This window comes from Pseudomonas sp. GW821-FHT02H06 (genome assembly GCF_059421525.1).
In genome coordinates this window covers 26,398-35,081 of record NZ_JBWKVD010000027.1, presented here as the reverse complement: position 1 = coordinate 35,081, position 8,684 = coordinate 26,398, and the positions used below count along the sequence as shown (strand labels likewise).

The window sequence follows — 8,684 nt, the reverse complement described above, 5'->3', positions numbered from 1 at the left end:
CTAGCGGCGCTCTCGCGGCATCCATGCCGCTCGGCCCACTCCGCGTCGTCTGCGTTCGGCCTGCACCCAAGTCGCGATTTGTGGTGTTTGGGCTTTTTGCGTATGAAGATCAAAAGCGCTTTAAAGCAGATCAAGAGCTTCCTGGCTGGGGCCGGTCCTACGGGCGGGCGCGGTCTGTTAGTGGGACTGGCTTTAGCCGGGAAGCTTTTGATCTGATCGTTCCCACGCTCCGCGTGGTACCGCCGCCCTGGACGCTACGCGTCCCGCAGACGACGGGCATCAAGGCAGATGAAAACGGCGGCTCTTGAGGTCGCCGAGATGTCGCGTGGCAAACCCGGTTCATGTGGGAGTGAGCTTGCTCGCGAATGCGATCTTTCTGTGACTTATGTGTTGTCTGGCACACTGCATTCGCGAGCAAGCTCGCTCCCACACGTTCTGCATTCCCCTGTGAATCACCGGTCAAGCCAAACAAAAACGGCGACCTCTTCAGGTCGCCGTTTTCGCATCGTCCGTTGCTTACTTGGCCGGATAGATCTGATCAAACACCCCACCGTCATTGAAGTGGGTCTTTTGCACGGTGCGCCAGTCGCCGAAGGTTTTTTCCACTGACAGGAAGTCCACTTTCGGGAAGCGGTCGGTGTATTTGGCCAGCACTGCGGGGTCCCGTGGACGCAGGTAGTTGGCGGCCGCGATTTCCTGGCCTTCTGGCGACCACAGGTACTTCAGGTATTCCTCGGCCACGGCGCGGGTGCCTTTCTTGTCGACCACTTTGTCCACGACGCTCACCGGCGGTTCGGCTTCGGCGGAGACGCTCGGGTAGACCACTTCGAACTGATCACGACCAAACTTGCGGGCGATCATTTCCGCTTCGTTCTCAAAAGTCACCAGCACGTCGCCGATGTGGTTGGTCATGAACGTGGTGGTCGCGCCACGGCCGCCGGTGTCGAGCACCGGCACGTGGCTGAACAGCTCGCCGACGAACTTCTTCGCCGCTGCTTCATCGCCGCCGTTTTTCAGCGTATAGCCCCAGGCCGAGAGGTAGGTGTAGCGGCCGTTGCCCGAGGTTTTCGGGTTCGGCACCACGACTTCAACGCCATCCTTGACCAGGTCCGGCCAGTCCTTCAGCGCCTTCGGGTTGCCCTTGCGCACGATGAACACCGTGGCCGAGGTGAACGGCGCGCTGTTGTTCGGCAGGCGGGTGACCCAGTCCTTCGGCACCAGCTCGCCGTTGTCGGCCAGCGCGTTGATGTCAGTGGCCATGTTCATGGTGATGACATCGGCAGGCAGGCCGTCGATCACAGAGCGCGCCTGCTTGCTCGACCCGCCGAAGGACATCTGAATCGTCGCGTTTTCTTTGTGCTCAGCTTCCCAGTGCTTCTGGAACGCGGCGTTGTAGTCCTTGTAGAAGTCGCGCATCACGTCATACGACACGTTCAGCAGCGACGGCGCGGCGGCTTGTGCAGCGCTGCCCAGAGCCAGTCCTGCGGCGAGCAGGGAAGCGGCGAAGATCTTTTTCACTGTGGATTCCTTGTGGCGTTGAGCAGGGGTGCGTTTAGTGATTCGCTCTTGGAAGAGCCGTTGTTATAACCAGGCAAGATGGCCAATGGCTGGCGACTATAACCAAAGTCCCCAGCGGCTCAATAGATCAAAAACTCATGTGCTTATGTCCCGTTGCGCGTCCGCCGGTGCGGCCATCGCGCCGAGCTTGGGAAACAGCGCATTGCCGCAGCGCGAACAGAACGCCGCGTTGGGTTCATGGGCGTTCTTGGCGCACACCGGGCAGTTGTGCTGCAGCTGATCGCCGCGCATGGCGTTGGCCAGTTCGGCGGTGAAAATCCCGGTGGGCACGGCGATGATCGAGTAACCGGTGATCATCACCAGCGACGACAGGATTTGCCCGATCGGCGTCTTCGGCACAATGTCGCCAAAGCCCACCGTGGTGAGGGTGACGATCGCCCAATAGATGCCCTTGGGAATGCTGGTGAAGCCGTGCTCCGGCCCTTCGACGACGTACATCAGCGTGCCGAACACCGTCACTAGCGTCGACACGGTGGCCAGGAACACGATGATCTTCTGCTTGCTGCCACGCAGGGCGGCGAGCAGGTAGTTGGCTTGTTTCAGATAAGGGCTGAGCTTGAGCACGCGGAAGATCCGTAGCATCCGAACCACGCGCACGATCAGCAGGTACTGCGCGTCGCTGTAGTAGATCGCCAGGATGCCCGGCACGATCGCCAGCAAATCGATCAGGCCGTAGAAGCTGAAGGCGTACTTGAGGGGGTTGGGCGAGCAGTACAGGCGCAGCAGGTACTCGACCGCGAAGATGAAGGTGAAGGTCCACTCGATCCAGGCCAGGGGGGCGGCGTAGTTGCGGTGAACGGCCTCGATGCTGTCGATGATCGCCACGAGCAGGCTGCAGAGAATGAGCACCAGCAGGATCTTGTCGAAGCGTCGGCCGGGTTTGGTGTCACTTTGAAAAATGATGATGCGTAGCTGTTCGCGCCAGCTGATGTTGCTGTCCATGGGGTCGTTCCGCGTGCAAGGTCGGCAGAGCGTGGGACAAAGCGCTCAGGAGCGCAACCTGTCATCACCGATAGCCTGACGCAGCAGCCGGGCGCTGGCCTGCACCAGCCAGCAGGCCAGAATGAACGGGGCGGTGAGCGTCGCCAGCCCCATGGCTGCAAACCCCGGCTGCAACAGAATCGACAGCCCAATGGCGCTCGCCGGTAACCAGGGTTTGTGCCGCGCCTGACTGAAGGCCAGCCCGGCCAGCGCCGGGTTGTAGCCGCACAGAGCGGGCAGTGGCAAGTCAGGCTGCGACTGCCACAGCACGAAGGTGACGCCGCTGATGCAACCGACAAAGGCCCAGAGCGCGGCGCGCCGATTGGCGATCAGCAGCCCGACACCGATCATCACCCCGGCCAGCGGATGATCGAGCAGAAAGACCTGGCCGAAACCCAGGGGCAGCGCGTGGATCGGGTTCAGGTCTGCGATAGCCGCTTGCATCGGTTCGACAAACATCAACAACAGCCAGCCAAACAGCACGAAGGGCGCGGTGTAGGCGTTGAGGCACGTCGCGCGCGGCGTGCGTTCCAGCCAGGCGTGCATGAGCATTGCGCTGAGTCCGCCGCAGGCAATGGTCAGCAGCGGCACCAGTGGCGACCATTCGACCTGCGAGCCGATCAACAGCCCGAGCAAAATGCCGTTGTAGCTGTAGAGCCCGGATTGGCGCCTGACTTTCGGGTACCCGCGCCGTTGCGCCGTGAGCAAACCCGCGACGGCCCCCAGCAACGCCCCGCCCAGGGAGGTGGGCGCGCTGATCAGGATCGCCGACAGACAGAAAACCCCGCACAGAGGGCTGCGTTGCAGCAGCACCTGACTGAAACCGTTAAGAAGAGCTTCGGCCCAGTCGTGGCAGTGGGAGGGGGAGGGGGGTGCAGAAAGGGCGGGTGGCATATATGTATTCAATAATTGTAGTTATTGTATACATAATGACTTGAGGTACGTACTTCAGCAAGGCTGTAAGCGAGCTACATTCTCTCATCGCCACTCCAGCTGACACACCGTATATTTCTGTAGGACCGGCTTCAGCCGGGAAAGCGCCAGGCGTCACAGCGCAAAATTGAGGGTGCCCAGGCTGGCCTCTTCCCGGCTGAAGCCAGTCCGACGGAAACACCGCGTACCCCTGTGGGACCGGCTTTAGCCGGGAAAGCGCCAGGCGTTACACCGCAAAATTGAGGGTGCCCAGGCTGGCCTCTTCCCGGCTAAAGCCAGTCCTACGGAAACACCGCGTACCCCTGTGGGACCGGCTTTAGCCGGGAAAGCGCCAGGCGTCACACCGCAAAATTGAGGGTGCCCAGGCTGGCCTCTTCCCGGCTGAAGCCGGTCCCACGAAAACACCGCGTACCCCTGTAGGACTGGCTTTAGCCGGGAGAGCGTCAGTCGTTACACCGCAAATCTTATGGGGCTCAATCTGGTTGTTACACCCGAAACTGCCGCAACAACCCATTCAGCTGTTCACTCAACCCCTTGAGCTGATTGCTCGCCGCGCTGGACTGTTCGGCCGCCACCGCCGTGCTCTGGGACAGTTGTGCGGCCTGGGTGACGTTCTGGTTGATGTCTTCCACCACGTGGGATTGCTCAAGGGTCGCGCTGGCGATGGAGGCGTTCAGGCCGTTGAGGTTGCGCAGCGCCTGGCTGATCGACGTCAGGCTCTGGCCGGCCAGGTTGGCCTGCTCGATAGTCAGCTGCGAAGAACGACTGCTGTCGGCGATGACTTTCACCGCCGCATCCGAATGCGCCTGCAGGCGCTCGATCATCGCCTGGATTTCCGCCGTGGATTTCTGCGTGCGCTGGGCCAGCAGGCGGACCTCGTCTGCGACGACGGCGAAGCCACGGCCCTGATCACCGGCGCGGGCGGCTTCGATGGCGGCGTTGAGCGCGAGCAGGTTGGTCTGCTCGGCAATCGAACTGATCACCTCCAGCACGCCGCCGATCTGCGTGCTTTCGCTGGCCAGCGTGCGAATCACTTCCACGGCCTGATCGATGGTGCCGGACAGGTGCCCGATCTGCTTCAGGCTGCTGTCGATGTTGGCCTGACCCTGCTGCGCCTGGGATTCGGCGTTGCGCATCTCGCTGGCGGCGTGCTCGGCGTTCTTCGCCACGTCCTGCACGCCATAAGTGACCTCATTGACCGCCGTGGCCACCTGCTCCATCTGCAGCGACTGCTGCTGGCTGCGTTCCTGGGCCTGAATGGCGTTGCTGCCCAGCTCACTCGACGCCTGACCCAGGCCGACCGCAGACGACTGCAGCTCACTGACCACCCGCCGCAGCTTGGCGGTGAACGCATTGAAGTGCCGGGCCAGTTGCGTGACTTCGTCGTTGCCCTGGGTTTCCAGGGTGCGGGTCAGGTCGCTTTCGCCGCTGGCGATATTGGCCATCGCCTCGACAGTGGCCTTGAGCGGGCCGGCGATGCTGCGCGCGATGAGAATCAACAGCAGCGCCATGACCAGAATGATGCCGGCACTGATCGACAGCGCCTTGACCACCTGTTTGTAGAACTCGGCCTGCACGTCATCGATGTAAACGCCCGAGCCGATGATCCAGCCCCACGGCGCGAACAGCGAGATGTAAGAGGTCTTGCCGACCGCATCAGTGGCGCCGGGCTTGGGCCAGCGGTAATTGACCAGGCCGGCGCCTTTGGCCTTGGCCAGGGTGACCATCCCGTTGAAGACCTGAAAGCCGTCCGGGTCTTTGATGCCGGACAGGTCCTGGCCTACCAGCTTGGGATTGGCCGGGTGCATGATCATCACCGGGCGCAGGTCGTTTATCCAGAAATAGTCGGTCTGGTTGTAGCGCAGCCCGCGAATGGCATCCATCGCCTGCTGTTGGGCCTGCTCGCGGGTCAGGGTGCCGGCGGTTTCCAGGCCATGGTAGTAATCGAGCAGGCCGCTGGCGGTCTGCACCACGTGCATGGTCTTGACGGTTTTGGCTTCGTACAGATCGTCGTGGATCTGTTTGAGCATCGCCGCCGCCAGCGTAAACAGCATCACCACGGCGACGATGAGAATCAGCCACAAGCGCCGGCTGATGGAAAGATTGCGCATATTCATGATCGTCACTCCGCTTCTTTATTCTTCTTGTTCGGCCAGGCCGCTCTATAACCGCTTGCACGACACTCCATTGACCCGCATCCCTCAGCGGAGGGAAGCCATGGTGTCATTAAGCATCTCGGCCTGACCGGTATAAACCTGAGTGTGGGCGCAGGTCACTGACACAGGTATAGCCAAAGGCTTACACGACCTGAGGAACTTGGCTCTAGGTTGAAACACATCGTCGCGGTACATTGGATCCATCAACTGCAGCAACGGACCGCTGCAGGATCAAGGACAATCGACCGTTGCCAGGCATTGGCGGCCAACAGGAAGTTGGACGGTGTTGCACAAACCCGCTTCGGCGGGTTTTTTATTGCCTGTGATTCAGCAAAGTCCTGTTTGTACGGTTTCATTTCCAGAATCTGCACACCGTTTCGACCAAATGTTGCTTCCCAATGGAATTTCCGGCGCTCGCGCCGCTCACAGTACGGACTACACCCGAGTCCAGGACAGGGCCGGCCGGGCAGGCATGGGAAATAATTATTGTGGATGTGGCGCAAATGGCAGCAGACGTACCAAACATGGGACTCATTCTGGTGGTTGAGGACGAGGAAATCATTCGCGAGTTCGTTTGCGAAATCCTCGAGGATGAAGGCTTTACCACCCATGCGCTGGAGACTGCAGACGAGGCGGCGAAGTACCTCGAAAGCAACTCGCGCGACGTGGCGCTCCTCCTGACCGATATCCTCATGCCGGGCACCTTGAACGGTGCGGACCTTGCGAACCTGTCGAGCAACAAGTATCCGCAGATCCCGATCCTGATCATGTCAGGCCACGAGACACCCGAGAGCTCGGGTGTCGTACATCCAGTCGTGTTCATCCGCAAGCCCTGGAGCTTCGGCCAGCTCTTGCAAGGTGTGAACAGGGCCTTGGGCTACGACAAGGAAGAAAGCCAGTGACCTTCAGCGGTCCGGCTCACACCCTTTGAGCACCAGGCGGATGATGGTCTGGGCGGCCGCTTCGTAATCAGCGTCGTCCAGAGTCGCTTTACCCGTCACCGTGGAAATCTGCCAGTCGAAGTCGGCGTAGGTCTGGGTCGCGGCCCAGATGCTGAACATCAGATGATGGGGGTCGATCGGGGCGATCAGACCGTCCTCGATCCAGCCCTGAATACATTCGATGTTATGCCGGGCCTGTCCATTCAGCTGCTCAACCTGCTCGGGCGTCAAATGCGGCGCGCCGTGCATGATCTCGCTGGCGAACACCTTTGAAGCGAAGGGCAGCTCGCGGGAGATGCGGATCTTCGAGCGGATGTAGCTCGTCAGCACTTCAGCCGGCACACCCTCGCGATTGAACGGCGTCGACGCCTGCATGATTGGCTCGATGATGCTTTCGAGCACCTCGCGATACAGATTGTCCTTGGACTTGAAGTAGTAATAAACGTTGGGCTTGGGCACACCCGCCTTGGCGGCGATGTCGCTGGTCTTGCTGGCGGCGAATCCCTTATCGGCAAATTCTTCGCTGGCTGCGCGCAGGATCAGTTCTTTGTTGCGCTCGCGGATGCTGCTCATAAACCGGTATGTCCTTGCCTGCTCGGCGGTGGCGAATGTTAGCACCGGCCTCGCAGCAGGCTCAACATTGCCTCGGCTGCGCAACAACATCCCCTTTGTCCACCGGCTTTGTCACTGGCGCGACGGCGCGCCAATGCTATTGTGTGGCGGGTTGTACCGGGAGCAATAGCGGAATGGCAGCAACTAAACTGGCGCCTTATCAAGGCTGAACGCGTATTCGGTGGCGAGGTGTCGGCAGCATGAACAGCCCATTGTTTTCCAGCGTCGTTGCGTATGCCCAGCATTGCGAGCGTCAGCTGGTGGAAATCCTGCACCGCCGGCCGACGCTCGACCGGCAGCAGGTCATGACCTGGGTCGACGAGCAGAGTCATGCGATGAAAGACCGTGATCCCCTCGACCTGCTGCGCTCGCTGAACGCGAGGGTGCGAGCGGGCAAGCCGCTGCCGTGGGAAGGGCATTCCTGAGGGGGTGACCCTGGCCGCGTTTGCCTGTGCCCCTTGAACCTCAGCCTGTGTAGCGAGGGTTGAAGTGCTTCGGTCTCAGGCAAGCGCGCCTTACTTCGATGGAGCGTGTCCTTACTTGTCGCTGATTACCGCATAGGCCGGCGCGGGCTTGCGGTTGTAATACATGGCGGCGCCCACCAGCAGCACCAGAATGCCCAGCAGTACCATCGACGAACCCACCGTCCCGAAGTCCAGGCCGCCTTTTTCATGGGGTTTGGTCAACACGTCGCCCAACGTCGCCCCGAACGGGCGAGTCAGCACGAAGGCGATCCAGAACAACGCCACCGAAGACAACCGGGTGGTGTAGTGAAGCACCACGACCACGGCAATCGCCGAGCCGATCAGCAACGCCCCGCCCATGAAACCCAATCCCGAGTCATCCGCCAGGAAGTCGCCCAGCGCCGTGCCCAGGGTGTTCGAGAACAGGATCGCGAACCAGTAGAACAGCTCGGCTTTCAGCGTGGTGACGCGGCTGACTGACAACGACCGTTCGCTCCAGTACCAGGCCGAGAAGATCGCCAGCAGGATTGCCACCAGAATGGCCGAACCCGCTGCATAACCGAGGCCCAGCGTACGGTCCATGAAGTCGGACATGGTGGTGCCCGCGGTGCTGGTGGAAAGAATCACCAACCAGTACAGCGCCGGGTTATAGCGTTTGGAGGCCAGTTGCGTGATGAGCGTGACGACAAACACGCTGATCAAGATAAGGGAGCTGATCAGATAGCCAACGTCGAGGGTCATCGACAGCAAGTCGCCTGCTGTTTCGCCTAACGTGGTGGCACAGATCTTCATGACCCAGAACGCGAGCGTAATCTGCGGAAGTTTGTTCATTGTGATTACCGGGTGGTTCAGACAGGGAGGTTCGAGTGTCTGCCCGACAGTGGCCGACGGTGCCTATCTTCCCGGAGCGGAAGTTAAAAATCGGTCACATGAAAATGAAAAGCGCATTAATTGCCCGGAGCGCAAGGCCCCGGGCATTCTGCTGTGGACGCCTGCTGGCAACGGCTGAGAAGGCGCTT

The 8,684-nt window shown here is 60.6% G+C and carries 9 protein-coding genes; 3 read left to right on the top strand and 6 right to left on the bottom strand.

Annotated elements, in window-relative coordinates:
- Positions 1-216 (top strand): hypothetical protein (locus AC07VF_RS25750; protein ID WP_495031066.1); only part of this gene is annotated, 216 nt, incomplete at its 5' end.
- Positions 217-516: 300 nt separating this feature from the next.
- Here AC07VF_RS25750 and AC07VF_RS25745 read toward each other — a convergent pair.
- From AC07VF_RS25745 to AC07VF_RS25730, 4 genes are all read right to left on the bottom strand, one after another.
- A complete protein-coding gene (locus AC07VF_RS25745; RefSeq protein WP_495009947.1) occupies positions 517-1,518 on the bottom strand; it encodes a sulfate ABC transporter substrate-binding protein in 1,002 nt (333 codons plus the stop codon).
- A 135-nt stretch (positions 1,519-1,653) separates the two neighbouring features.
- A complete protein-coding gene (locus AC07VF_RS25740) occupies positions 1,654-2,520 on the bottom strand; it encodes an ion transporter (protein ID WP_495009948.1) in 867 nt (288 codons plus the stop codon).
- Between the two features lie 45 nt (positions 2,521-2,565).
- The gene (locus tag AC07VF_RS25735; protein WP_495009949.1) at positions 2,566-3,453 is read right to left on the bottom strand and encodes an urea transporter; all 888 of its coding nucleotides are present in this window, start codon (positions 3,451-3,453) and stop codon (positions 2,566-2,568) included.
- Positions 3,454-3,977: 524 nt separating this feature from the next.
- On the bottom strand, positions 3,978-5,609 hold the full coding sequence (locus tag AC07VF_RS25730; protein ID WP_495009950.1) for a methyl-accepting chemotaxis protein: 1,632 nt from the start codon (positions 5,607-5,609) through the stop codon (positions 3,978-3,980).
- Between the two features lie 563 nt (positions 5,610-6,172).
- Between AC07VF_RS25730 and AC07VF_RS25725 the strand changes: the two genes are divergently transcribed.
- Positions 6,173-6,550: a response regulator gene (locus tag AC07VF_RS25725; RefSeq protein WP_495009951.1), complete on the top strand. Its 378-nt coding sequence runs from the start codon at positions 6,173-6,175 to the stop codon at positions 6,548-6,550.
- A 3-nt stretch (positions 6,551-6,553) separates the two neighbouring features.
- Here the strand turns inward: AC07VF_RS25725 and AC07VF_RS25720 are convergent, their stop codons facing one another.
- Positions 6,554-7,162 (bottom strand): TetR/AcrR family transcriptional regulator, encoded by a 609-nt coding sequence (locus tag AC07VF_RS25720; protein WP_495009952.1) that lies wholly within the window; start codon positions 7,160-7,162, stop codon positions 6,554-6,556.
- Between the two features lie 239 nt (positions 7,163-7,401).
- Here AC07VF_RS25720 and AC07VF_RS25715 point away from each other — a divergent pair, with 239 nt between their 5' ends.
- Complete coding sequence (locus AC07VF_RS25715; protein WP_065988731.1) at positions 7,402-7,626, top strand: hypothetical protein; 225 nt, start codon at positions 7,402-7,404, stop codon at positions 7,624-7,626.
- A gap of 111 nt (positions 7,627-7,737) precedes the next feature.
- Here AC07VF_RS25715 and AC07VF_RS25710 read toward each other — a convergent pair whose 3' ends face one another.
- The gene (locus AC07VF_RS25710; RefSeq protein WP_192174180.1) at positions 7,738-8,496 is read right to left on the bottom strand and encodes a COG4705 family protein; all 759 of its coding nucleotides are present in this window, start codon (positions 8,494-8,496) and stop codon (positions 7,738-7,740) included.
- Positions 8,497-8,684 lie beyond the last annotated feature (188 nt).